Source organism: Vreelandella neptunia, assembly GCF_000712975.1.
Classification (GTDB): domain Bacteria; phylum Pseudomonadota; class Gammaproteobacteria; order Pseudomonadales; family Halomonadaceae; genus Vreelandella; species Vreelandella qaidamensis.
In genome coordinates, this window is the sequence record NZ_JHQL01000002.1 from 539,531 (window position 1) to 564,127 (window position 24,597).

The following is a 24,597-nucleotide window of genomic DNA, read 5'->3' on the forward strand; positions in this document are numbered from 1 at the left end:
TTACGAGCACTACGCGGGCTTTTTAGTACGCTTCAAATAAGTACTCAATAGGCGTAGGACGCCCAAACAAATAGCCCTGGTAACGGTAGCAGCCATGGCCTTTCAGCCAGTCAAGCTGCTCTTTTTTCTCAACACCTTCTGCAACCACCGTTAAGCCCAGGCTAACCGCTAGCAAAATAGTGGTATCTACTATCGCCGCATCGGTCTTGTCAGTTAATAGTTCACGAATAAACGACTGGTCAATCTTTAACTCGTCTAAAGGCAAGCGTTTTAAATAGCTCAGCGATGAGTAGCCAGTACCAAAATCATCTAATGCAAACCGAATGCCTTGGGCGCGAAGCTTCAACATCGTGCTGCGCACTCGCGCAGGCTCATTCATTAACAGACTTTCCGTGACTTCCAGCACCAAACGGCCAGGTGGGGCCTGAGTGTGTGCCAATAAACCTTCTAGATTACGCACAAACTCAGGCTGCTGAAACTGAACGGAACTTACGTTAACCGAAATGGTAAGTGACGAATACGCAGGATGCTCTGCCCACTTTGCCAATTGTTCACAGGCTGATTTCAGTACCCAGTGACCGATAGGCAAAATCAGGCCGTTTTCTTCTGCAAGCGGAATAAAAGTGGCTGGCGACACCCACCCACGCTGGGGGTGGTACCAGCGCAACAGCGCTTCGACGCCCGTGGTAGCACCGTGATGATCTACTTGTACTTGGTAATGCAACGATAGCTCATTACGCTCTAGCGCTTGATGCAGGTCACCTTCCAAGCTGGCCCGCTCAAGCACACTGATTTGCATATCCATATTAAAAAAGCGCAACGTGTTGCCGCCTGCCGCTTTCGCTTGTTGTAATGCCATATCGGCCTGCTGCAGAACGCTGTTCACACTTTGTCCAGTACCCTCAAACAACGAAATGCCGATACTGGCACTAACCGGTAGAGCACGATCATTACGCAGCTTAGTAATCGTCTCTAAGAATTGCCGTGCAAGGCGTTCAGCCCTATGGGTAGCATCCCCCTGCTGCTCGTCTAACACCTTAAGTAATACAACAAACTCATCGCTACTAAAACGTGCAACCATGGCTTCTTGTGGGAGCTGTTGCTGCAACTGATCAGCCACCTTAATTAGCAATTGATCGCCGCTCTCATGGCCTTGTATATCATTCACCAATCTAAAACTGTCTAGGTCAAGAATAAAAACAGCGCTATACCTGCTTAAATGGCTGTCTTGTTCAGTAACTTCTGCTAGCGATTCCATTAATAAACGACGATTAGGAAGTCCTGTTAACGCATCATAAAATGCCAGACGATGGGTTTTTGTTTGCATTTCCAGGTATTCGGTCAATTCTGTTGAAACGCCACATAAACAAGGTGCTTCTCCTGCCACCATAGTGAGTGGCATCTTAATTGAGAGAAAGGTACGCACATGCTCCTCTCCTTGGAGCTTATGGTGTTCTTCAACCGTCATCTTAGTGCCAGTTTCTAAAACTTTTTGATCAATTGCCTTAACGGCTGCTGTACTTACTTCATCAAAAAAGTCATCGTCGCGCTTCCCAATAATATCTTTAGCTGGGCAGTTAAAAAGTTCACTTATTTTTCGATTCACATAACGATACTTTAAAGAAGGTGATTTAATATAAATATACGCATCAACGCTATCTAAAATAGTCGACAATAGTGCTTCATTAGTATTCAACTGTTCACGATTAATTTTCATACGTCGCTTAAGCAGAAAATTAACTAAAAGTGCTAATAGAAGCAGTAAAAAAAGTAAGCTGACACTCCACCATAACCACGTAGGGATTGCTTGATGTGGCTTTGGATTAGCCCGCCATAAACTTAACGTTTCATAATAAATAGAGCCATTATCCTGCTTCCAGCGACGCAGGACATCATCGATACGGCTGAGAACTTCTTCAGAAAGCTGCGGCGATGCCGCATAAAAAAGCCTTACTGGTTGAAAAATGACGGGAGTAGCGCGCAACCCATAATCGTGTGCACGCCAGTCACCAAATAGATGATTTGCAGCCACTATGTCTGCTTCACCATCAGCCACAGCCTGAAACCCTTTTGCAAAGCTATTTACTGGTAGCCAGGTAACATTAATATCAAAACGTTCGGTTACCGATGCTAAATAGCGTTGTTGAACAGAGCCTGACACCACGGCTACTCGACGCTGCTCAAGATCAAAAATAGCCTCAATCTCAACACCTTCTCGCTGATAAAGTTGTGACCAGCTATGCAGCACAGGCTCTTCATGAAAGGCAATATCTCCAGCACGACTTTCGCTCCAGGCAACATCAGGAAGCACGTCGATATCACCCTGCTTTAACAGCGTCAGGCAATGCTGGAAGTCGCATTGATAACTTTCAAGCTGCCACTGCTCTTCCTTAGCAATCTCCTGTAATAGATCACCTAATACGCCTCTAGGCCGCCCCTCGTCGTCAGCAAAAAGTTTAGGAGGATTATGGTAAACGCCAACTGTCAGGGTCTCAGCCATTAACTGGAAGGGCGCTAAACAGCCTCCCAACAATAGCGTTCTGAGTACTAGACGGAGCAGACTACACACACCTTTCTTGTGCATAGAAGATGAGCATGTACTCAAATAGCCCAGCGTCTTCGACATAAAGAAACCTATTCACCCGGCATCGTAAGGGGGCCAGCACGCTCAACAACTCGTTGCCAGGCAGGATCGTTTTCGATACGTGATACAAACGACGCAATAGCAGGATAAGAGGTCAACGATTGTGTCGCGGCAATCGCTTGTAGAGGAAAACTCATTTGTATATCGGCACCACTTGGCCAAACACCGGCAAAATTACCGTGTTTCTCTAGGTGCGTCTCTACCAGATGCAAGTGCTGCTTTAACTGGGGGTTAATAAAACGCTGCTGTACCGTTGAGCTGATTCCTTTTGCCAAAGGCCTGATTAGCCAAGGGGATTGTTTAGGTATCTGGCTAAACACTAGCCCCATCACTAAGAGCGGCATTAACGACCCTTCTGCATAGTGAAGCCAATAGCGATAATTGACCCACTCATTGCGGCGCTCATCAATAGAGTGCTCTTTACTTTCACCATAGCAGTTGACGAGATAATCAATAATGGCCCCTGACTCTGCCACCACCAGCTCGCCATCGGTAATAATAGGCGATTTACCTAGTGGGTGAATTTTTTTAAGTGATTCCGGAGCTTGTTGGGTTTTACTATCTCGTTGATAGACCTCAATCTCATAATCAAGGCCAAGTGTTTCTAAAAGCCATAAAATGCGATGAGAGCGGGACTTTTCAAGATGATGAACGCGGATCATAACGACTCCATGGGGCGACTTGTTACGCTAGCATTGCGCTAACGCCAATTATCCTTTTTGCGATAAGCGTGTTTAGCTTAGCACTATTACGGCGTTGAACCCCATGAAGAAGCTTAGGAACTATTTACCTTAGTAATCAGCCTACTAGCAGAAAAAATGCTTAACGCAGCGATTGAACGATAACACCTTGATTTTAATTGTTTTTAACAATACACACTGCTGTTACTTATTTATCAATTACATTCTATGTTCATGGCGCCAGCGCGCCAAACTACCTAATGGAGACCATTTTCCTTCCAGCCAAGGAGCAAGTAGCCGTGTAGAAAGCGGGATGAATAAAAACACCATGACAGGCGTCAGCATCATTGTACTAACCATTACACGGGGCACCATCGGCCAGTCCGCTAAAGCACTGCCAAATACCCAATTGAATAGCAGTGAGATTGGAAAGAAAGCCAACCATACAGCGACGGCCTGTTTCCAGCGTGGCGGTGTCGAGCCAGAGCTAGACTGAAACCAAGCATCTAAGCCAGTGGCACGGTGCTCATGGGGCGCATCATATAGCCCTTTACCTCGCTGTAGCCATGCATTCCGCGAAGCCGAATGCTCCCAGGCATTTAGTGTGTCACTGCTGCTAAAGCGGAAAATGATCTGATATTCGTCATCGCTATTGGGAGGTGCCAAAACACCAGAGCCTAAATAGCCAGGAAAATCAGCCGCCAACTCGCGGCCTTCGTTTAACCAACGGTTAAAATCTTGATAACGACCGCTTGCTACTCGGCGAGCGACCATTAACGTGACAGGTGAGGCAGACATGATATATCTCCTAATGTGGTCACAGCGAATTGCCGGGTAGGCAAGCTGTTTGCTTTCAGGTGGGTAAACCCAAAGGCTACGATACACATTATACAAGCAATCATGATGCCATGTGACGATAAGGTGGTTGCTAACGGCTAGGAATTGGCTGTCGACGTTCGCCACGCTGAAAAGCTCTTACGTGCAGATAGATATCAATGGCGCTATTAATCGCTTCAGCCTCCTGGGCATCCGGCATAATCACAGGGCCGTCCATTTCTCTATCTTTGTTTAAAATAGTTTCAACATCAGTACGATAGCGTTCTAAAAGATGTTCTAGGTTGATACGGATACGGTGTATTTCTAGCGAAAAAGCATGTTTTTGTTCGTTACGTTGAAACACGTCTAACGGGTTTTCTGCCGCATCAATTAAGCTTTCCAGGGTATTCAGTACTAATTTTTCTGCACTATTTAAATTGGGTATAACGGAATAGATGAGTTCATGGAGCGTTAGTTTTGAATCACTATGGTGCATATGCCAAGTCAACTCCCTGGGAGAGATTGAATGTTGATAAAACGGCCTTGGTCAGAAAACTCAAGGCGAAAAACGCCATGAACACCTTCTTGCCCTACCACACGGCGCAGCGCTTCAGCCGGAAAAATGACCCAGCGACCATCAACACTGCGCGTACGAACATTGCTGTAACGCCCTTCGTAATGCGCTAGGCACTCACTTTTTGATAGATGAATAACAACATCAATTATGGGCATGTGAATGATTAACCAAATAATAGCTAAGCGGTCGTTTTAGACACGACGATTACGTGCTGCGATTCTTTCATAGATGCTCTATGCTAACGCAAACAGCTTATCCTTCGGTAATTGCTTATGGATCTTTCTACTCTAAACCCTTTTGTTTCTTCATATACGTTACCGCAGCCTAAGGTAAGCAGCGCGCAGGCTAATCGGATGCAGCCGGAAGAGCAGAAGGCTCACTCCTCTGAGACTGCACAAGCCAGTGAAGAGACGGACTCCTCCGCCAGTAGTGAAACGACTGGTCCTACGCGCCCCGACGGTACGCCGCTAGCACCTGAGGAGATCCAGCATTTAGAGCAGCTTAAGCAAACTGACAGGGAAGTTCGCCAACATGAAATGGCCCACCAGACAGTAGGCGGCCCCTACACTGGCGGCGCTAGCTATGAGTACGAAGTTGGGCCAGACGGCAAACGCTATGCAGTTGCGGGTGAAGTACCTATTGATTACGGCCCCGTACCAGGCAATCCCACAGCGACTATTGAAAAAATGCAAACCGTCATCGCGGCAGCGTTAGCGCCCGCAGAACCGTCTTCTAAAGATATACAGGTGGCTTCTCAGGCAAGACAGTATTTATTGGAAGCCAAGCTGGAAGCCGCTCGCGAGCAAAGCGAAATGAATGCCGCACGAAGTGCTGGGGAAGCAACGACAGAAGATGTGACAGCAACGCCTAATGAGCAAGCAGCCTGATCCATTGCTTTTCCCACATTGGAATCAGTTTATTAATCCTATTGATGCCGCTTAGGGTGCTGGTGAAGCAGCACCTAAAAAGCGCTGATTCCAGTAATCGATATCCAATGGCACACTGACCACGGCTCGGCCGCTGCCGGGTGCATGAATCATCTGACGATTACCGCCATAAATACCTACATGCGTGGCTTTAGCGCCCTCCCCAAAAAACAGTAAATCGCCTGGGCGAGGCGCATCTACCTGTGGCAGCGCGCGAAACTGATCATCAGCGGTGCGTGGCACGCGGATACCCGCAGCGCGATAAGTCATTTCTACAAGCCCCGAACAATCCAGCCCCTCCGGTGTATTGCCGCCAAAGCGATACGGAGTGCCAATCGCTTGCTGGGCATGAGAGAGAATTAGTGCGCGCTCCATTGAAATGCCCGCCTGAGCACTTGGTTCAGGAAGGGTGGTGGTCTCTTTGCTGGCACATCCTGCCAATAGAAGCAGCGTAAATAGCGTTAACAATGAAGATAGACGGATAAACGGCATACATCGCTCCGGCTCAGCACGTAAGAAGTGCTTTTATCATGGCCTATGCGCAGCTTACCCGCTACTGATTCGTAGGTTGTTATTACTAACGCACTGTAACTAACGCCCTATCCACTCTATAAAGGTGGTTTCGCCCAGCGAATGGCGCTCATGGCGCAAACGGCTCATCGCGGCGTAGGGCAAGTCCATCACTAAGCCGTTACTAAGCGGCTGCTCCAGCACTTGGCGCAGCAGCGCATTGCAGACAAACAGGTGTGCCACCACCAACACGTGTTGACCGGGCGGATTGGCTAGCAGCCGTTGCCAGGATTCGCTGACCCGCGCATCCAGCGCGGCCAGCGTTTCCCCTTCCGGCGGCGCGGCTTGGCAGGGGTTAAACCAAAACGCACTCATTTGCTCGCTGCCCTCATCGGCAAATACCTGAGCATGGGTTTTACCTTCCCAGCGCCCCAAATAAAGCTCGGCTAAGTCGTCATCGACTTGCACAGGCACATCAAACTCCTCGCCTAGCCACAGCGAAAATTCGCGACAACGCAGCAGCGGCGAACTGACAATCGCATCGTAAGGTGGCCTGCCATCTTCGCTGTGGCGCATAACGGCATCGCTCACTTGCTTCCAACCTGTTTCACTCAGTGGATGATCGGTGCTGCCACGTAACATACGCCCGCCTACTGGTTCACCATGGCGCATAATATCGATGGTGGTGATGTCTGCATTTGGAAAGCGCATGGTTTCTGTTCCTCGACAGGCTGACTAGATGATCGCGTGGCGCACACGGGCAGAGACCCACTCGGACACCAGTACCGTGGCAAAAATCATCACAAAGATGACGCTCACCTGATTCCAGGCGAGGCTGTTAATTGAGGCATTGAGCTGCAAGCCAATACCACCAGCGCCCACTAGGCCCAGCACGGTAGACTCACGAATATTGATGTCCCAGCGATACACGCTGATACCCGCGAAAGCCGGCATAACTTGGGGCAATACACCGTAGTTCATCACCTGCAGGCGGCTGGCGCCGGTGGCGCTAATCGCTTCCACAGGCGTTGGGTGGATCTCTTCAATGGCTTCATAAAGCAGCTTGCCCACAAAACCAATGGAACGCAGCGCAATGGCGATAATGCCCGCCAAGACGCCAGGGCCAAGAATGGTGACTAGCAGCATGGCCCAAATCAGCGAGTTGATAGAGCGTGACGACACAATAATAGTGAGCGCTAGGCTACGCACCAGTGGATGTGGCGTGGTGTTACGTGCTGCTAAAAACGCCACAGGAAAGGCCATGGCAATGCCTAGCGCCGTTCCTAACGTAGCAATGTTTAAGGTATCCCACATGGGCTTCCATAGCACGTTGGCGTACTCCCAACGCGGCGGCATCATACGGCTGATTAAGTCGCTGCCCTGGCGGCCAGCATCTTCAACAAACACCCACATGGTGTTATCAGAAATCACTTTCCAGCACAGCAGAAACAGGCTGATGCCGACAAGCCAGGCGGCGAACTGCAGCCACTGAGCACGGGTAGTACGCCGCTGCCACAGCGGCGCCCCTTGGGGGGAGGTTGAAACAGGCATAACGTTTCCTCTTATGACAAGTGGCGCGCCGTTACTGTGTCCAGCGGCGAACATAGCTGGAGGCATACTCACTCATCAGTACAATAGCGATGATGATCAGCAGGATGGCAGCAGATGTGCCGTATTCGTAGCGGCTCAACGAGGTGTTCAGGGTGGCACCGATACCACCTGCACCAACAATGCCAATCACTGACGACTCGCGGAAGTTGATATCCAGACGGTACATAGAGAGGCCAATTAAGCGCGGCATCACCTGAGGTTGAATGGCATGATTCATGGTTTGCCACCAGCTCGCCCCGGTGGCACGTACGGCCTCTACCTGGCGCCAGTCGAGATCTTCAATATCTTCTGCCAGCAGCTTGGCCATAAAGCCAATGGTGGCAAACGCCAGGGTCAACATGCCCGCAAACGGTCCGAAGCCGAACATCACCACAAACAGAATGGCGATGATAATTTCCTGGAAGGTCCGTGAAACGGCAATAATCGCGCGGCACACGGCATAAATCGGTAATGGCGAGATATTGCGTGCCGCCCCCAACCCCACCGGTATGGCCAATAACACGCCAATCACTGTAGAGGTTAACGTCATGGTCAGACTTTCCAGCAGGCCAGCGATAATGTCACTCTGGCGGCTAACGAAGTCCGGCTGCAGAAATGCGCCAAGAAAATTGAGTGCGCGCCCAGCCCCTTCCGCCACACGCGCCCAGTTCACTTCCACAGAAGCGAGTGCAAGTACCAGATAAACCATGGCACCTAGCACCAACCCCCAACGCACACGTGGGTTATCAATCAGGGGCAAGCGCCGCCATTGGCCATCACGTGCGGCCTGTTGGCGCGCCAACGAACCGCTACCACTCATCGTGTGCCTCCACTCGTCAGGCTTGCGAGCGGAGGCAGCTCACGGCCAGCGTGAGGGCGATGTGCTTCGCTCTCTTTCGCTTTCACTTTTGCTTTCTCTTCCGTTTCATCATCGTCGGAGTGTTCTGGGGTGGTATCCCAATCCTCTTCACCATAGATGGTGGTGAGTATCTCGCTGGTAAGCTCGCTAGGCTGCCCGTCAAAGACGATTTCCCCAGCCCGCAACCCTACGATACGGTCAGCAAACTGCTTCGCCAACGCGACATCATGAATGTTGATAATCGCGGCCAACTCTCGCTCGGCGCATAGTTCACGAATCAGTCGCATGATCTGGCGCGACGTTTTCGGATCGAGACTGGCAGTGGGTTCATCAACTAGCAGTAGCTTTGGGCTTTGTAACAGCGCACGAGCAATACCGACCCGCTGGCGCTGCCCACCGGAAAGCGCATCAGCGCGCTTATCAATGGCGTGTGGTAAGCCAACCCGTTCCAGCAAGCGAAAGGCTTCGGCCACCGCTTCTTGTGGGTAACGGCGCAAAAAACTACGCCAAAAACCCACATAGCCTAGCTGGCCAGACAGCACGTTTTCCATCACGGTTAATCGATCAACCAGTGCATACTCCTGAAAAATCATCCCCATGGAGCGGCGTGCGTGGCGCAGACGATTGCCCGAAAGTTTGGTCAGCTCTACATCTTCCAGGCGAATGCTGCCTTGGGTGGGTTCTACCAAACGGTTCACGCAACGAATCAGCGTACTTTTCCCTGCACCGGATGGCCCAATCAGCGCCATCACTTGGCCCTTAGGTAGCGTCAGTTGTATATCGGTTAACGCACGATCCCCAGTGGGGTAACGTTTGCCAACGCCGGTAAGAGTTAACATGAGAGTGCCTCATTAACGAATAGTCAGGTACATAGCAATTCGGCCAGAAAGTTGCCTTCCTGGCCGATAGGGTTTTAGAACGACTAGCGTATTAATCGCAGTCGTAGGTCACGCCATTGGCATCGGCGATGGTGCGAATGACCGACCAGTTTTCCTGGTAGGTAATCGGGATAAACTGCGCTTCACCGGAATTGGTAAACTCAGCCTCAAGAGCGGTGCCTTCCCAGTCATAACTGAAGAAGGCATCTTGAATTTTCTCGGCAAGTTCAGGGTTCAAGTTGTTGGCCAGCCCATAGGCGGTGGTGGGGAACGTTTCGGAGGTGTAGATAATCTCGTAATCGCCTTCATTGACAACGCCACGAGAGATCATCCGCGTGCCAACAGAGTTAGCAATAGCGGCAGCGTCGTAGTCTTTGTTCACCACGCCTAAAATGGAGTTGTCGTGGGAACCGGAGAACGCGGTTTCAAAATCTTCACCAGCCTCTAGACCGTACTCGGAACGCAGTAGCGCAGATGGCGCGCGGAAACCAGAGTTAGACGTTTCAGAGGTAAATGCCAGCTGGCGCCCCGCCAAATCCTCAACCGACTCAATGCCGCTGCCAGGATAAGTGATGATTTCCATCTCATAACCGAAGCTGCCATCTTCAGCGGCCATCATGGCAAAGGGGCGGAATCCCCCACAGTTAACCGCAACCGGTACGCCACCTGTGTTGAAACCAGCCACATGCAAGCGGCCTGCACGCAGCGCTTCTTGTTGAGCCGCATTGGACTGAACCGGGAAGAACTGTACCCGCTTGCCGGTGGCATCGCTTAAGTGTTCGAGAAAATCAGCCCAAACATCGGCGTATACGGCTGGATCTTCAACCGGCGTGTAGGCAAAAACCAACGTGTCCGGGTCAACCCACTGGGACTCGTCGCTGGGCACATCAGCCACCATGTCGCCGTCATTATCAACATAGCGCGAAGAGAGGTCAGCGGAGGCGCTAACGGCCGCCAGTGAAAACGCACTCACCACAGCAGCACTAATTAACGTACGAGTAAACGATTGAGACAGACAGAGGGGTTGCATACATCACCTAAGCGGGTTGTTTAACAATGCCGCTATGGTGATACCCAACCATGACAGTGAAAGGACACTAAAATGACAAGGCGATGACCTCTCAGTGACAGTCCTGTAATTGAAGACTCAACAACTGAAAACTCAGCGTTGCCTATTTCCCGCTGGGACCACACAGCATCCTCGGCGCTCGACGAACAAACTGTTGCCCGCTATTTTTTTTGCTTGGTGCTTTAATTCGGAAAGTTGGGCGGCAATATCTAGTGCCTTGCATCTGGCGGTATCGGTAACAGGCTTAACGGCAATAGAAACGCTCACAAAGGGAATAAAAGCCACTGCTCCCTGGCGGTTTTCTATGTGGATTCCGCCCTGCTGACGGTCTGCATCTTCATAAAACCCAGGCGCCATCACTTCAAAAGAGTGCAATATTTGCTGGCAGACGCCCTCCCATTGCTCTAAGGGAAGCAGCATCATAAAGTCATCGCCGCCAATATGACCGATAAACCCGCCAGCACTCTCTACCTGCGCCTGAAGCAACCGTGACAGAGAAATAATCACGTGGTCTCCGCGGGCATAGCCATAGGCATCGTTAAATGCTTTGAAATTATCTAAATCGACGTAGGCGGCCGCGAATCCTTCGCTCTGATCGAGATAAGTGACCAGCGTTTCGTTAATTAGAATATTACCCGGCAAACCGGTAAGCGGGTTGGCATGACGAGCTTGGCGCACCTGGATGGCGGTAATCTCTCGTAACAGGTCAACAATATTGCCCATCCCCAGATAGCGGCCGTGACTATCTACAATCACGAAATCTTCCTGTTCGATATCGCGGCTATCGGTTAGTTGCTGGCTCAGCGCCTCCAGAGACAAATCTGCCTCGGCCACTAACATTTTAGGATCTGCAATCTCCAGCACACGACGCTTGGCATACAGCGCATGGCTGTAGGGGTTGGTAAATAGGGTTAAGAACGCATTGCGGCGTACCACAGCGATAGGCACGCCTTCATCTACCACTGCAACACAGCGCAGGCTTGTCATGTCACGAAATCGTTCGGCGAGCTCTGGCACAGAGCACGCCGGAGTGACAGTACTTATTGAACGCAAAATAGAGTGGGCGGTGCGCCCCGCTGGGCTTTTTAGCTGTGTCGTGGCAGGCAACAGCATATGTAACTGCAAGGGCGGATGGGGGCTTGGTCGTGCAAAATAAAACCCCTGTAATAACGCCAGCCCACGGTCTAATTCCCACAAACAAAGGTGCTCGGCGGCAGTCTCAACTCCTTCAGCAATCAGCTGGCAGTCTAAGCTGCGCGCCACATCTAGAATCGAGCGTAAAAACTCACGCTTAGCCGGCTCTTGATCAATGCCAGAAATAAAATGACGGTCGAGCTTGACGAAATCAGGACGAAGTTCAGACCAATGCCGCAAGCTGGAGTGGCCAGCCCCTAAGTCATCCAATGCCACTTGAAAGCCCATGTCTCGATAGTGGGCCACTGCTTGGCGCATTAGGTCGTAGTCGTGAATAGGCACATGTTCAGTGAGTTCAATCACCACCCGTTCGGCGGGCAGGCCGCTCTCTTGGATGAAACTCAGTGTTAAGCCTTCACGAAAGTCCCGCTCAACAATCGTCAGCGGCATCACGTTCAGAAACAGCAATCCTGGCAGCTCAAGTTCTGCAAAACGCTGAATCGCTAACCGTCGACACAGTAAATCAAGATCGACTAACAACCCGGCCTGAGTGGCTACCTCAAACAGGCGTAATGGCGAATGCAGTGGCGATGTTTTAGGGCCGCGAATAAGGGCTTCATAGCCATAAATAGCCTGCTGATTGGCATCCACAATAGGCTGAAACAGCACATGGAGCTCTTCTGTTGCGATAATTTGGTTCAACCACTGCGCTTCTTGTGCGGTCATATACCTGCTGCCCTATCAAACGTCGCCTGTTCCTTTGATGTTTATAGCTCCATCTGATTTTTAAAATTCCATCAGGAAAGCATTCGGGCAGCAATCGTGCGACATTTCTGTGTCGTTTGTATGACAAGACAACCAACAGCGGCCGACTAAGAACGAGAGAGCTCGGGGGGCGGAAACACCACATCGCCGCCATCGACGTCTAGCTGGCGAATATCCGTCGGGTGGCCCTGCTCATCCAGGCTTACCAGCCCAATCCCACTAGCATTCCATAGCCGCTCTCCGGCGCTGGCCCGGTCCGGGTCGCGAGGATGAATGCTCAGCTTGCGGCGCTTGGTAAACCAGTTGAGCGGCGATAACGGCGCATAGAGCCAACGGTTCAAGCGGTCGAACGTATTCAGCAGCTGTTTGGGGAACGTATTTTTGATCCCACTGGAGGTGATTTGCCAAAGGTGTGGTGCCTGCTTTTGTCGGCGTACAACAATATCGTAGGCAAACGAATAGTGGACGTCGCCAGATAAAATCACGTAGTTACCTGGCGTTTTTGAGTGTCGCCAAATATGCAGTAGCACATTGGCAGCCCCGCGATGCGCCATCCAGTTTTCAGCGTCCACCACCAACGGCTTGCCCGCTAGGGTAAATAGCTTTTGAATGATCTCTATCAGCTTGACCCCAAACATCGGGGCAGGAGAAACGATAACGGCGCTTTTAGTACCCAATAACGCCTGCTGCATTTCCATCAACGCTTCCCAGTCCATTAAACCCGAAGGGCGGTTAGGGCTACGTTCGCTGCGCCAACGGCGGGTACGCGTATCCAGCACAATTAGGGCAGGCGTGCCAGGCACCTGGTACTCCCAACCCTGAAAGCGCAGTAATCGCTCAATGAAATTATCCTGGACGCTCGCATTAAGCGGGCCATCCCCTTCAAAGAGTGTCGAGGCTTGAAGCAACAGCGGATTAAGCTTATCCGGCGCATTGCCCCATCCCTGGCACAATAAATAAGCCACTAACGCATTGCCGATAATTCGCTTTGAAAACGGATGGCCGTAGGCACAACGCTCCCAGTCAGCCGTCAAGTTCCAGTCATCGGTGACATCGTGGTCATCAAAGATCATCAGACTGGGAATGTGAGCCATTAGCCTTGCACACTGAGGCAACCCGGCAACAAAGTCATCAATCACCACCTGCTCTTGCTGGTAGGCATCAGTTTCTTTGTTGCCCAGTACAGGGGGGGCAACGGCAATGAGTCGCCATGGCGTTGGGGACCATACCAAGCAGTACATGGCGAGCATTTCCGCCAGTGTCATCAAGTGGTTTTGCGCATTGGCGGAGGTAAATACGGGCTTTTTAACACCGCCAAAGAAACGCTCCCGTAGCGCAGCATTACTGGTCACATCCGGTAACAACGCTTCACGGTGATAATAGCTTTCGCGGGCGGAATAAAGCGCTTGGCTATCATCTACCGTGGCTCCTTCCAACTGCTCATCTACCAACCCCAAACGCTCAATCAGTGCGTGTACGGCGCGCAGCATCGGGCCGGCAACGTCATCAACGTAGACCTGGTCTCCGGTCATTAGCAGCCAAGCTGGCCACTCTTCTGGAGTTGATTGGCGTTCGGCTAACCATGTATCTGCCCGCACCAAGCCATCGGCGCTGTTGTGATGAGGCTTACGGCACGAACCGTGCATTAGCCGGTGATGCCGAGAGGCCAATACAAAGCCTGGGTACATCTCGCTTTCATGACATAACCAGGGAGCCCAATCCGGCAAGCGTTGCCATTCGCCTTGCGTATTCTGCACCTGCAGGTCGTAGGCAATTCGCTCATCGGTGGGCAGCGCGGTCGGCAAACTCAGGTCAATAAAATGAATATAGGCGTGCTGACCAATCGCCACACATTGATGCGACTTATCCAATGGGTACGTCTGGGCACCCATTTGCTCAGGGTAAAGTACCAGCTGCATCGTTAGCGGACGCGAAGCGACTAGCCACAGTACTAGCCGCGAAGGCGAAAGTCGGCGCAGCAGTGGCCCCACCAGCACGTCTGGCAATGTCTTGGCGATTTGCGTCATGTCATTGTCTCTTGGTTAGGTCATGCATAGTGACTACCGAGCAACTACAGGTAACTCAATAACCACATCCAATCCACCTGCTTCGGCGCGTTGCAGGTGCATTTGCCCTTGATACAGCGCGACAAGATCCGTCACGATGGCTAAACCAAGCCCACTACCAGAACGTTGCTCATCGAGACGTTTCCCGCGCTGCACGGCAGCTTGGCACTCCTGTGCAGACATACCCGGACCGTCATCACTCACCCGCAGTAACAGCCTTTGACCATCGGCTTGCAAGCCAATGCTTACCTCGCTTGTCGCCCAGCGAAGTGCGTTGTCTAACAGGTTACCGACGATTTCCTGAAGGTCCTGCCCATCCATATGGACGCGCATGCTGCTGTCTACGTTTTGCCGCAGGCAAATATGACGTCGCTGCGCCAGACGCGTAAGTCCAGCAATCAGCGCCGCCAGCGTATTCTGCACAGCAATAGGGGCGAAACGCGCACCCTCACCAGCAGCGGATGCCCGCGCTAAGTGGTGGCGCACCGCGTTGTCGATGCGCGAAAGCTCAACCTCCCAATGAGCGCGGCTTTCGCTGGGTAATTGCTTGACCAGTAGCCGCATAACACTCAGCGGGGTTTTTAACGCGTGAGCAAGGTTGCCTGCGGTATGGCGGCTTCGTTCAATTAAGCGCTGATCACGTGCAAGCACGGCATTCATTGACTCCGCCAGCATGGCTAGCTCATCGGGTAGATGCGTATCAAGCCGTTCAGACGTCCCCTGCTCAACCTCAAGTAAATTAACATTCATACGCCGCAGCGGCGCCAAACCCCAGCGCACCTGCAATGCCAGCACGCCTAGCAACAGCGCACCCAGGCCCCCCAGCCCTAGCCATAAAGCTTGTTGAAACTGCTGAATATCTTCTCGCAACGCGTTGTCACGGGCGGCAACGCTAACATGCAACGGGGTTTCCAACGGGGCAAGATAAATGTCTCGCTCGACAATGCGCAACTGCTGGCCTCGCGGGCCCCTCAACGTGCGAGCCGATACGTTTTTATTATCGATAACCGGTAGGCGCTGATCCCACAGCGAGCGCGACGTTTTCGTAAGGTGGTCATAGTCGGTAATTTGCCAATACCAGCCGGAATAAACCTGTTCAAAACGCGGATCACCCAGTGATCGATCGAAACTTATCTGCTGGTCGATCGGGTCAAAGGTAACGCCCGCAATGATCACATTCAGCGTTGTCTCCAAGCGTTCATCAAAGGCATGTATGGCTGACGTACGATAATGATGGGTGAGCAAGCAGCCCGCCAATGGCAACGCTAGCAACACCATTAATAGTACCGCTAGCAGAAGACGCAACGTAATCGAACGGGTCGACCAACGTTGGGCCCAGCGGATAATTGCTGACCTCATGCGCCGGTGGGCTCTTCAGCCAGTAAGCGATATCCCTGACCACGCAACGTGGCAATCCGCCACGCACCTAATTTACGCCGCAACCGGCTCACTTGAACATCAATTACGTTGGAGTCGGGCTCATGATTACGGTCATAAACATGTTCAGAGAGCTCGCTGCGGCTAACCACGCGAGGAGCAGCATGCATTAAGTAGCTGAGCAGACGCGTTTCCTGAGCAGTGATGCTAACCGGCCGGCCCGCCAACGTGACATGCTGGGTATGGGTATCTAAGCGTAATTCACCCACTTTCAGAACGGGATGGGCATGACCATGACTACGGCGCACCAGAGCACGCAGCCGAAACAGAACCTCGGCAGGTTCAAAGGGTTTCGTCACATAGTCATCGGCCCCTGCGGTAAAGCCCGCCGCTTTATCCGCCCAGCGCTCGCGTGCCGTTAAAATCAGTACTGGCAGATCAATACCATCTTCACGCCATGCAGAGAGCCAACGCGTGCCTTCACCATCGGGCAGACCCACATCGAGAATTACCGTGTCATAGGCTTCCGTGCGCACCAGAAAATCTGCTTCCTGACCATTTTCAGCATGCTCTACCAGCCAATCGCCCTCACGTAGCGCTTGAATAAGCTCGCGGGCGAGCGCCTGGTCGTCCTCTACCAGTAAACACTTCATGAATAGCTACCTTATTGGCGGCGCATCTCATTAATGCGCACACCTTCTATTTTCATTAACTGCCCGCTATGGCCATCAAACTCAAACTCAACCACTTGATTTTGAGCACCCAGCAGCTTGATCTCATACTCCACATGGCCATCCTCACGCTCTATCTCTACTTCTATTACTTCGCCGATATAATTAGCCTCCAACCAATCTAGGATGGACTCTAAGGGCACGACGTCTCCGCGCCGCACTTCACTGTGCAACGTTTCCCAGTGCTGGTCAGCAATGGCGGCACTACCGGCCAGTGCAATGGCAAACACCGTTGCAACGACGCACACAGGTACCACCTTGCACAAGCGCATGTGTGGCAGACGCTGCCAATAATGTGAAAGGGTTGGCATGAGGGGCATTTTATTCATTCTACTAGAATGCCAAAGGCAACATGAACGTTAGATGAACGGCTTTGTCAGCTTACGGAAAGAACCGCGGTGTTATAACTTCATTGTCTTACTGCGAATGCTGTCTCATTCAACAGACCAAGTCATTTAACAAACCAAGAAGGAATTTGACATGAACGCTATGAAAAAAATGTTGCTGATTCCGGCCTCCGCGTTGCTGCTCACTGCAGCTGCAGGTAGCGTGCAAGCTGACTCGTTACCCGTTGATCAGATTGATAGTGTACTAACCCATGCCACTGACTATGGGTTCACCCATTACGAAGAGATCAGTATTAAAAGTCGTGGCCGCGCCGAGGTAGAAGGTTGGCTAGACGACGAATGGTACGCTGACATTGAGTTTTCTATCGATAGTGGCGAAACACTAAAAGAAGAGCGTGAGCGCCTAATTACCGGTGCCTGGGGCATGAGCGAAGATGATATCCGCCAGGCATTAGAAGTAGCGAGCCAAGAAGGCATGGTCGAATTTGAAGATATCGACATTGATAAAAGCGGCATGATCGATGTTGAAGGCCGTGATGAAAATGGCCGTGAACTAGAAATCAGTCTGCGCCAAGGCTCCTTTCAAGTGAGCGAAATTGACCGCGATTAACTGAATAGCACAATCCGGCATTAACTAACGCAAAACATCATGCGGGCCTTCACGGCCCGCTTTTTTGTGTTAGCACTGTAAAGGATTTCTTGTAAAGGACGTTGTTAACGTCGCATTGTAATGTGCATAACATAGCCATTAGCCACCTAATGCGTACTCTCAGCATAGACGTATGTAACCAAGGGAGATGCCTTTGCTACCCACCACCGACGAGGGCGTAAGCGACCGTTTAGAACACGCAGTACTGCGTGACCTTGCGTGGTTGCTGGTCACGCCTGATGTAATTGAACTATCGGGACCTATTACCTATTCAGGCAGGCCAACACGCCAGGAGCTTGGCTTAGTAGATTCAGTTGATGACTGGTTGGCGAGTCTTTCAACACTGGTGAATGCGCTAGATGGCAAGCTGGCGACGCGCATGGGGCACTACCATGAGCGACTGTGGCACCTAATGTTAGATAACGCACCTAACACTCGACTGCTCGCCAAGAACCTGCGCATTACCCAACGGCGTAATACCCTGGGCGAGTTGGACATGCTCTATCGAACGCGGAATAACCCCAACCCTATCCATCTGGAAGTAGCGATAAAGTTCTACCTTGGACTACCAGAAGGCCCTGGAGATGCCACCAGCCAAAGCCGCTGGATTGGCCCTGGCGGGCTGGATAGCCTAGCACTGAAATGCAGCCATCTTCGCCATCATCAGTTGCCGATGTCGAGCACTGCCATCGCGCAAGCGATCATCGCCCAATGGCTATCCCCTAGAGATCTCGGCCATGCACTACCCCATTATCCGCTGACACAGCGCCTAGCCATGCCCGGCGTGTTGTTTTATCCCTGGCACACGACAATGCCACCGCCCATCGGGGCAACGGTCGATCATCGGCGTGGTAAGTGGTGTTATTTAAACGATTGGCCAGCGCTTGCGGCCGAAAAAGGCGAGTCATTACACATGGCGTGGTTAGAAAAACCTCACTGGCTGGCGCCACCCCAACAGGCAGCTTTTCAGCCAGCCAACGAGGAAATGGCCATGGTAATGCCGCTGATTGAACGCTACGGGCCACAGCAGGTGATGCTCTACGACTCGGAGGCAGAAACAAAGAAACAGCAAATGGAGCGTCTTATCATTGTCCCCAATGACTGGCCACGCCAAGTGCCGCTACCACCCCGTGCGCGCGGTTAAACAGCCATCTCGTTAGGCAACTATCTCGTTAAACAACCACCAAATTATCGCGATGGATCAGCTCATGAGCTTCCACGTAACCCAGGATGGCTTCAATCTGATGGCTCGGCTGGCCCGCCAGCAGACGGGCTTCATCCGCGCCGTAGTTAACCAACCCTTTGGCCACGCGTGCGCCCTGCTCATCCACGCACAGCACCATATCACCGCGCTTAAAGCTGCCCTGCACGTCACGTACGCCCACCGCCAACAGGCTAGAGCCTTTGCCACGCAGCACATTCACCGCCCCGGCATCCAGCACCAAGGTGCCACGCACCTGCAACTGACCTGCTAGCCAGCGCTTACGAGCAGCAATGGGCGCTTGGTCTGGGCGCAACAGGGTGCCCAACGCTTCACCTGCCATGATGCGGGAAATAACCTCCGGCTGACGGCCACTCGCGATCACCGTGACCGCGCCAGAGCGGGCAGCCAGCTGTGCAGCACGGATTTTGGTGCTCATGCCACCGCGCCCCAAAGCACCGCCACTGCCTGCCACAGCGGCTAAGCGCGGGTCGTCGGCACGGCCTTCAGCAATCATCTGAGCATTGGGATCGTGACGAGGGTCAGCGTCAAACAGCCCTTCCTGATCGGTGAGCAGCAGCAGCGCATCGGCTTCTAACAGGTTAGCCACCAGTGCGCCAAGCGTATCGTTATCGCCAAAGCGAATCTCGTCGGTGACCACGGTATCGTTTTCGTTAATCACCGGCACCACGCGCATCTCAACCAAGGTACGCAGCGCCGACAATGCGTTGAGATAGCGCTTTCGGTTAGAAAGGTCATCGTGAGTAAGCAGAATCTGAGCCGTTAACATACCGTGGCGAGCAAAATGCTGCTCATAGCACTGGGTAAGGCCGTTCTGGCCTACCGCCGCGGCCGCCTGAAGCTCATGAACGGCACTAGGGCGCGCCTGCCATCCTAGGCGCACCATGCCCGCGGCTACTGCGCCAGAAGAGACCAGCACGACCTCTTTGCCCTGCTGATGCAGCGTGGCAATCTGGTCAACCCAGCCGCCAATGGCCGCCTCATCCAAACCACGACCATCGTTGGTGAGCAGCGCGCTACCAATTTTCACCACCACCCGACGGGCTCCGCTTAACGCCTCACGGCCGGGCAACTGCTCATTGCTTTCCACGTCGCGACTCTCCCAAGCCATCCCGCTCACGCGATTAAATCCGTCAACCCTGCTGACGCTCCCCATTCGGCCGACGGATCGGTTACGGGGCGTACTCTACTTCGACATCGTAATCATCATCGTCAAAGTCGTCGTCATTTTCATCGTCGTCGTCACGCTTACGGCGACGGCCAAGACGCGCTTCGGTACGGGCCACCGACTCCTCTTCCATGCGGCGGCGCATTTCCTGCTCGCGGGCGTGGGCTTCTTCATCTTCATTTTCCAAGCGCTGCTGCTCGGTTAGCCAGCGGTACGCCGCCTGTACCAACTTGTCAGTGCCGTCGCTGCTGATGGCCGAAATACGGAACACCGGGCCATCCCAGTTCAGCGCGTCAATGATTGCCTGGGCGCGAGCTTCGCGATCCTCTTCCGGCAGCAAATCGAACTTGTTCAGTACCAGCCAGCGCGGCCGTTCAGAAAGCGCCGGAGAGAACTGACCTAGCTCGTGAATAATCGCCTGGGCCGCCTCCACCGGATCCGACTCGTCAAACGGCGCCACGTCCACCACATGGAACAGTAGCCGCGTACGGGTCAGGTGCTTCAAGAAACGTAGCCCCAGGCCAGCGCCATCAGAAGCACCTTCAATCAGCCCTGGCACATCGGCCATCACAAAGTGCTCATGCATACCCAGCTTCACAACACCCAGGTTAGGCACTAGGGTAGTGAACGGATAGTTCGCTACTTTGGGTTTGGCCGCAGATACCGAACGGATCAGCGTAGACTTACCTGCATTCGGCATGCCCAGCAGGCCGACATCAGCCATGACCTTCATTTCCAGGCGCAGGTTGCGGCGGTCGCCTTCGGTGCCCGGCGTGGTGCGCCGTGGTGCACGGTTGGTCGAAGATTTAAAGTGAATATTACCCAAACCACGACGACCACCTTCGGCCACTAATACCACCTGACCGATATCGGTGACATCGGCGATCACCTCAAGGGTATCTTCATCGATCACCGTGGTGCCCACCGGCACTTTCACATGCAGGTCTTCACCGGCTTTACCGCTCATCTGGCGGCCCATACCGCCCTGGCCATTTTCAGCTTTGTAAAAGCGTTGAAACTTGAAGTCAATCAAGGTGTTTAGGGAATCGTCACCAATCAGGTAGACGCTGCCACCATGGCCACCATCGCCACCATCGGGGCCACCTTTGGGCACATATTTTTCGCGGCGAAAGCTCAGACAGCCATTGCCGCCTTTACCTGCCTCAACAATAATTGAGGCTTCATCGACGAACTGCATTGGATTCTCCCGGCCGCTTCCGCCGCCCTAACTGCAATATCTCACCCGTTAGTAACGGGCAAAAGGGATCGAAAAGACAAAAAAGCCCCGCCATGGCGGGGCTTTTATTTCGTCATCTTCGTCCTGCGCAACAAGTGTTGCTTAGGCAGAAACGATGCTAACGAATTTACGGTTGTTCGGACCTTTGGTCTCGAACTTCACGAAGCCGTCGTTCAAAGCGAACAGCGTGTGATCACGGCCTAAGCCAACGCCAGTGCCAGCATGAAAACGTGTGCCACGCTGACGAACGATGATGTTACCCGCAGTTGCCGCTTGGCCACCAAAGAGTTTCACACCTAAGCGTTTGGACTCGGAATCGCGACCGTTACGCGTGGAGCCGGCTGCCTTTTTATGTGCCATTGCAAAATCCTCCTAAAGGAAATCAGCTGCTTACGCAGAAATTCCAGTAATTTTGACTTCAGTGAACCACTGACGGTGGCCCTGACGCTTCATATGGTGCTTCCGGCGACGGAACTTGATGATCGTTACTTTATCGCCACGGCCGTGGGAAACGATTTCAGCAGACACTTTAGCGCCGCTTACTAAAGGCGCGCCAACGTTGACGTCATCGCCGTCTGCAACCAGCAGCACTTCATCAAACTCAATCGTTTCGCCGGTAGCGACTTCGATTTTTTCGAGCTTGAGGGTTTGACCTTCTTGAACGCGGTACTGTTTGCCACCGCTTTTAATAACTGCGTACATGTCGCTCTCCGGACTTGTCGTTAATGCCGGTTACGCCCCGCGTAACCAACGCTCATCGCCTTCCGCTCTTATCGACCTGCTGCGAGTGGCGCCCCTTTTGGCAGCCATCTGACAGGGAGCATGATGAGTGGGTCGCGAATTATAGCGACTATCACTGCTTATCACAAGACTATAGGGCATTGTCAATCATACACCGCGCCACGAACGCCTATCGCTACCTTGACGCCTCACAGGCAGCCCCATAGCATGGCCCCAACTACCCCACCCCGCGATGAACGGAACCCATGACAGCCAACGTCTCTCAAACCCCGCCTGCCAGCCCAACGCCTTCACCGCTGCACGCCGTGGTGGCCGATGACTTTGACGCCGTAAACCGCACCATTGTTGCGCAGTTGAATTCCAAGGTGCCGCTGGTAGAAACCATCGGCCAATATATTATTGAAAGCGGCGGCAAGCGCCTGCGTCCTTTGCTCGTGCTGCTAGCGGCCCGATCACTGGGCTATCAGGGCGACAAACACATCACCCTCGCCACGCTGATCGAATTTATGCACACCTCGACGTTGCTGCACGACGACGTGGTCGATGAGTCGCACATGCGGCGTGGCAAAAAAACCGCCAACGATGCCTGGGGTAACGCACCATCCGTACTGGTGGGTGACTTCCTCTATTCGCGCTCATTCCAAATGATGGTGGACGTAGGATCAATGCGCATTATGGCAATTCTGTCCGGCGCAACCTGCGTGATTGCCGAAGGCGAAGTACTGCAGCTCACCAATATCGGTAACCCGAGCATTTCTGAAGCGGATTACTTTGAAACCATTCAAGGTAAAACAGCGATGCTGTTTGAAGCCGCCTCCCACAGCGGTGCCGTGCTGGCCGATGCCACCCCTGAGCAAGAGCGCGCCCTGCAGTATTACGGCCGCTATTTAGGCCTCGCCTTCCAGCTCATCGATGACCTGCTGGACTACCAAGGCGATGCCGAGGCCATGGGCAAAAATGTCGGCGACGACCTGGCAGAAGGCAAACCGACATTACCACTGATACATGCCATGGAACGCGGCACGCCTGAACAAGCCAAGTTAATCCGCCAAGTGATTCGCAAAGGCGGGCTGGAACAGCTCGACGACGTGCTTGAGATCATCAACGCCACCGGCGCGCTGGAGTACACCCGCGCACGAGCCGTTGAGATGGCCGATAAAGCCCTGGCCGAACTAGATGCCCTACCGCCCAGCCCCTACCGCGATAGCATGGCGAATATCGCCCGGTTAGCGGTTGATCGCAAAGCATAAAGTCAGCACTACAAAGCAATGCAGCGCGTAAAAAGAGACTTGAAAAAAACCCTTCGCCTGCGTATGATTCGCTCCGTTGTTAAGCACTGCTCGGCACGTTTTTAACGGCACTGTTTCAACAACCTTCGGAATATAGCTCAGCTTGGTAGAGCGCTGCCTTCGGGAGGCAGAGGTCGTAGGTTCGAATCCTGCTATTCCGACCAAGAACACTATCAAAAACGGCCACTTAGCTAATACAGCTAGTGGCCGTTTTTGGTTGTGCTTTTTCTAGTTGACACGCCTAAGTGACAAATAGGCTCCAAACGGCCAAACACGCGTGATTTTCTTGACCGCCACCAGCTTAGCCTCGTTTTTAAGTATTGCTATTTGCAATTGATAAAGAGACTCGTTTAAATAGCGCACTTACTGCCAGGTTTGGATCCTATGTGCCGTTTTCCCCTACGACATACCCTACACAGCGCTGTACTTGTTGTGGGCTTACTGTTATCGGCTGTTAGCCATGCTCAGTGGGCAACCGTTGACTGGACCATTGCAGAAACATTACTGGCAATAGATGCCCCTGTCAGCAGCGTTGCCCAGCACAGCGATTACCACACCTGGGTCAGCGAGCCTCGGATACCCAGTAGCGCCACTGACATGGGGTTACGTTCCCAGCCTAACCTGGAACTACTAGCACAAGCGCCTCCGAAACAGATACTGATATCTCCTATGTTTGCCGGATTAAGACCCCGACTAGAGCGAATTGCGCCTGTCAGCACCTTTTCGCTCTATTCGCCGGAGACCGATACGTGGCAGGAGATGCAAACACTGACGCGCCAGCTGGGTGAACTAACCGACCGTGACGCCCAGGCAGAAAGGCTGATCAACAACACTCGGGCTCTAATGACTGAATTGCGAGGCCAGCTTCCCGAGAGCGCACCATTACTCCTAGTGCAGTTTATGGATGCCCGCCATGTCCGAGTGTTTGGGGAAAGCAGCCTCTACAACGCTGTCCTAGAGCAACTAGCACTGCCTAACGCCTGGGATCAGCCGACCAACGCCTGGGGCTTTTCGTTAGTCGGGATTGAAGCCCTAGCCCGCTACCCAGAGGCAACGCTTGCCATCATCGAACCGCTTCCTGAAGGCGTTGCGTCACAGCTCGAAAGCAGCGGTTTATGGCAGCATTTACCCAGTGTAAAGAACGCCCAGCTATTGCACCTACCGCCGGTCTGGAGCTTTGGAGCACTCCCTTCTGCCCAGCGCTTTGCTCGGGAACTGTCCGCTGCCCTTGTGACACGTGACACAACTCAAATAACTGATTTAATTGTTAACTAAGGTTGTCTTTCAGGGTGCACGCTATTTTTAAACGTTCCAGTTAACGT

25 protein-coding genes and 1 tRNA gene are annotated in these 24,597 nt (G+C 52.6%); 6 read left to right on the forward strand and 20 right to left on the reverse strand.

The annotated features are described in order from the left end of the window. Positions 1-22 precede the first annotated feature (22 nt). From CR46_RS0107175 to CR46_RS0107195, 5 genes are all read right to left on the reverse strand, one after another. The gene (locus tag CR46_RS0107175) at positions 23-2,500 is read right to left on the reverse strand and encodes an EAL domain-containing protein (protein ID WP_404813855.1); all 2,478 of its coding nucleotides are present in this window, start codon (positions 2,498-2,500) and stop codon (positions 23-25) included. 134 nt (positions 2,501-2,634) lie between these two features. Beyond that, a complete protein-coding gene (locus CR46_RS0107180; RefSeq protein WP_030071358.1) occupies positions 2,635-3,306 on the reverse strand; it encodes a glutathione S-transferase in 672 nt (223 codons plus the stop codon). A 237-nt stretch (positions 3,307-3,543) separates the two neighbouring features. Beyond that, positions 3,544-4,122, reverse strand: a complete 579-nt coding sequence (locus tag CR46_RS0107185; protein WP_030071360.1) for an antibiotic biosynthesis monooxygenase — start codon at positions 4,120-4,122, stop codon at positions 3,544-3,546. A gap of 130 nt (positions 4,123-4,252) precedes the next feature. Then, positions 4,253-4,636 (reverse strand): hypothetical protein, encoded by a 384-nt coding sequence (locus CR46_RS0107190; RefSeq protein ID WP_030071361.1) that lies wholly within the window; start codon positions 4,634-4,636, stop codon positions 4,253-4,255. A gap of 8 nt (positions 4,637-4,644) precedes the next feature. Next, entirely contained in the window at positions 4,645-4,872 is a 228-nt protein-coding gene (locus CR46_RS0107195) for a DUF2835 family protein (RefSeq protein WP_030071362.1), read from the reverse strand. A gap of 117 nt (positions 4,873-4,989) precedes the next feature. Between CR46_RS0107195 and CR46_RS0107200 the strand changes: the two genes are divergently transcribed. After that, positions 4,990-5,604: a putative metalloprotease CJM1_0395 family protein gene (locus CR46_RS0107200; protein ID WP_030071363.1), complete on the forward strand. Its 615-nt coding sequence runs from the start codon at positions 4,990-4,992 to the stop codon at positions 5,602-5,604. 51 nt (positions 5,605-5,655) lie between these two features. Here CR46_RS0107200 and CR46_RS0107205 read toward each other — a convergent pair whose 3' ends face one another. The 11 genes from CR46_RS0107205 to CR46_RS0107255 form a co-directional block, all read right to left on the reverse strand. Next, a complete protein-coding gene (locus CR46_RS0107205) occupies positions 5,656-6,135 on the reverse strand; it encodes a C40 family peptidase (RefSeq protein ID WP_030071364.1) in 480 nt (159 codons plus the stop codon). Positions 6,136-6,234: 99 nt separating this feature from the next. After that, positions 6,235-6,864 carry a histidine phosphatase family protein gene (locus tag CR46_RS0107210; protein WP_030071366.1) on the reverse strand — a complete coding sequence of 210 codons (630 nt, stop codon included), beginning with the start codon at positions 6,862-6,864 and terminating at the stop codon, positions 6,235-6,237. 24 nt (positions 6,865-6,888) lie between these two features. Further along, complete coding sequence (gene phnE, locus CR46_RS0107215; RefSeq protein WP_030071368.1) at positions 6,889-7,704, reverse strand: phosphonate ABC transporter, permease protein PhnE; 816 nt, start codon at positions 7,702-7,704, stop codon at positions 6,889-6,891. Between the two features lie 31 nt (positions 7,705-7,735). After that, a complete protein-coding gene (gene phnE, locus CR46_RS0107220; RefSeq protein ID WP_030071370.1) occupies positions 7,736-8,563 on the reverse strand; it encodes a phosphonate ABC transporter, permease protein PhnE in 828 nt (275 codons plus the stop codon). Continuing rightward, a complete protein-coding gene (gene phnC, locus CR46_RS0107225) occupies positions 8,560-9,441 on the reverse strand; it encodes a phosphonate ABC transporter ATP-binding protein (RefSeq protein ID WP_030071372.1) in 882 nt (293 codons plus the stop codon). Before phnC ends, phnE (CR46_RS0107220) begins: the two co-directional genes overlap by 4 nt. Positions 9,442-9,532: 91 nt before the next feature. Beyond that, positions 9,533-10,510, reverse strand: coding sequence for a phosphate/phosphite/phosphonate ABC transporter substrate-binding protein (gene phnD / locus CR46_RS0107230; protein WP_030071374.1), 978 nt, complete (start codon positions 10,508-10,510; stop codon positions 9,533-9,535). A gap of 132 nt (positions 10,511-10,642) precedes the next feature. Further along, positions 10,643-12,409, reverse strand: coding sequence for a bifunctional diguanylate cyclase/phosphodiesterase (locus CR46_RS0107235; protein WP_030071376.1), 1,767 nt, complete (start codon positions 12,407-12,409; stop codon positions 10,643-10,645). Between the two features lie 146 nt (positions 12,410-12,555). Next, positions 12,556-14,475, reverse strand: a complete 1,920-nt coding sequence (locus tag CR46_RS0107240) for a metallophosphoesterase family protein (protein ID WP_030071378.1) — start codon at positions 14,473-14,475, stop codon at positions 12,556-12,558. Between the two features lie 33 nt (positions 14,476-14,508). Continuing rightward, positions 14,509-15,873 (reverse strand): sensor histidine kinase, encoded by a 1,365-nt coding sequence (locus CR46_RS0107245; RefSeq protein WP_030071380.1) that lies wholly within the window; start codon positions 15,871-15,873, stop codon positions 14,509-14,511. After that, positions 15,870-16,544, reverse strand: a complete 675-nt coding sequence (locus CR46_RS0107250) for a winged helix-turn-helix domain-containing protein (protein WP_030071383.1) — start codon at positions 16,542-16,544, stop codon at positions 15,870-15,872. The genes CR46_RS0107245 and CR46_RS0107250 overlap by 4 nt, the downstream gene beginning before the upstream one ends. Before the next feature lie 11 nt (positions 16,545-16,555). Next, the gene (locus CR46_RS0107255) at positions 16,556-16,933 is read right to left on the reverse strand and encodes a PepSY domain-containing protein (protein ID WP_030071385.1); all 378 of its coding nucleotides are present in this window, start codon (positions 16,931-16,933) and stop codon (positions 16,556-16,558) included. 169 nt (positions 16,934-17,102) lie between these two features. On the opposite strand from CR46_RS0107255, the gene CR46_RS0107260 reads away from it, so the two are divergent. After that, positions 17,103-17,579, forward strand: coding sequence for a PepSY domain-containing protein (locus CR46_RS0107260; RefSeq protein WP_030071387.1), 477 nt, complete (start codon positions 17,103-17,105; stop codon positions 17,577-17,579). Positions 17,580-17,772: 193 nt separating this feature from the next. Beyond that, positions 17,773-18,762, forward strand: a complete 990-nt coding sequence (locus CR46_RS0107265) for a DUF1853 family protein (protein WP_232222353.1) — start codon at positions 17,773-17,775, stop codon at positions 18,760-18,762. A 28-nt stretch (positions 18,763-18,790) separates the two neighbouring features. On the opposite strand, the gene proB is transcribed toward CR46_RS0107265, so the two are convergent. The 4 genes from proB to rplU form a co-directional block, all read right to left on the reverse strand. After that, positions 18,791-19,951 carry a glutamate 5-kinase gene (proB, locus tag CR46_RS0107270; protein ID WP_232222360.1) on the reverse strand — a complete coding sequence of 387 codons (1,161 nt, stop codon included), beginning with the start codon at positions 19,949-19,951 and terminating at the stop codon, positions 18,791-18,793. Between the two features lie 61 nt (positions 19,952-20,012). Beyond that, complete coding sequence (gene cgtA, locus CR46_RS0107275; protein ID WP_030071393.1) at positions 20,013-21,206, reverse strand: Obg family GTPase CgtA; 1,194 nt, start codon at positions 21,204-21,206, stop codon at positions 20,013-20,015. A gap of 141 nt (positions 21,207-21,347) precedes the next feature. Then, a complete protein-coding gene (gene rpmA / locus CR46_RS0107280; RefSeq protein WP_030071394.1) occupies positions 21,348-21,605 on the reverse strand; it encodes a 50S ribosomal protein L27 in 258 nt (85 codons plus the stop codon). A 30-nt stretch (positions 21,606-21,635) separates the two neighbouring features. After that, on the reverse strand, positions 21,636-21,947 hold the full coding sequence (gene rplU / locus CR46_RS0107285) for a 50S ribosomal protein L21 (protein ID WP_030071396.1): 312 nt from the start codon (positions 21,945-21,947) through the stop codon (positions 21,636-21,638). Positions 21,948-22,231: 284 nt separating this feature from the next. Between rplU and ispB the strand changes: the two genes are divergently transcribed. The 3 genes from ispB to CR46_RS0107300 all read left to right on the forward strand — a co-directional run bounded on the left by ispB (position 22,232) and on the right by CR46_RS0107300 (position 24,550). After that, complete coding sequence (ispB, locus tag CR46_RS0107290; protein ID WP_030071398.1) at positions 22,232-23,236, forward strand: octaprenyl diphosphate synthase; 1,005 nt, start codon at positions 22,232-22,234, stop codon at positions 23,234-23,236. A gap of 126 nt (positions 23,237-23,362) precedes the next feature. Continuing rightward, positions 23,363-23,439: transfer RNA gene (locus CR46_RS0107295), tRNA-Pro, on the forward strand. 220 nt (positions 23,440-23,659) lie between these two features. Further along, on the forward strand, positions 23,660-24,550 hold the full coding sequence (locus CR46_RS0107300) for an ABC transporter substrate-binding protein (RefSeq protein ID WP_035536387.1): 891 nt from the start codon (positions 23,660-23,662) through the stop codon (positions 24,548-24,550). Positions 24,551-24,597: the final 47 nt, after the last annotated feature.